General features: G+C 58.4%; 1 protein-coding gene. It reads left to right on the top strand.

The window, feature by feature from the left end; translation table 11 throughout:
- The coding region (locus J5224_RS29945) for a cellulose biosynthesis cyclic di-GMP-binding regulatory protein BcsB (RefSeq protein WP_264628694.1) at positions 1 to 1,005 on the top strand (1,005 nt) is incomplete at both ends.

Raw genomic sequence — 1,005 nt, 5'->3', positions numbered from 1 at the left:
ATGACAAAAAAAATAACCTGGTTTACCGCTCTGGCTCTGGGCATGGTGCCGTTGTCTCAGGCTGAAACCGCAGCCCCACCGCTCATGCAGGCCGACAGTGCTGCGGCCACCCCCGTTGCCAGTCAGCAGTTGGGGTTTAAGCAACTGGCACCTGCGCCGGGCAGTTTCGCGCTGAAGGGAACCTCCCCTGTCGGCTATATCCAGTTTGGCGTGCGTCATGATGAAGTGGTGACGCAAGCGTCGCTCCAGCTGGAATTTACCCCCTCACCGACATTGACGCCGGTCGAATCGCATCTCAAGGTCTATCTCAATGAGGTGTTGATGGGCGTCGTTGCCATCACCAAAGAGCAAGTGGGCCAGCCAACGCGGGCAACCCTGCCGTTGGATCCGCGTTATATCACCGACTTTAACCGCGTGCGGCTGGAATTTGTAGGGCATTACAAGAGTTTATGCCAAGACCCATCGAGCAGTAGCCTGTGGCTGAATATCAGCCAGGCCAGCTCGCTCAACTTGCAGATGCAAAAGCTGCCGCTAAAAAACGATCTGGCGGCATTCCCCATTCCGTTCTTTGATGCCCGCGACAACCGGCCGCTTACGCTGCCCATGGTGTTTAATCAGCAGCCCGACCTGGGACAGCAGCAGGCTGCCGCGATCCTCGCCTCCTGGTTCGGTGCCCGCGCTCAGTGGCGTGGTCAATCCTTCCCGGCACTGTTCAATCAACTGCCCGACAGCCACGCGGTGGTGTTCGCCACCAATGCGCAGCGCCCGGATTTCCTGCGCGATTACCCGCTGGTCAATGGCCCGACGGTTGAAGTCATCAGTCATCCGCAGAACCCTTACGTTAAGCTGCTGCTGGTTCAGGGCCGCGATGACAATGACCTGATTACCGCCGTCAAAGGGATCGCACAGGGTAACATCTTGTTCCGAGGGCAGAATGTCAGCGTCGATCGCGTTGAGCAACTGGCACCGCGCCAACCCTACGATGCCCCGAACTGGATCCGTACC

The sequence above is a fragment of the Candidatus Symbiopectobacterium sp. NZEC135 genome (assembly GCF_025962695.1).
The sequence above is the reverse complement of the archived record's forward strand: the minus strand, read 5'-3'. Positions and strand labels throughout refer to the sequence as shown.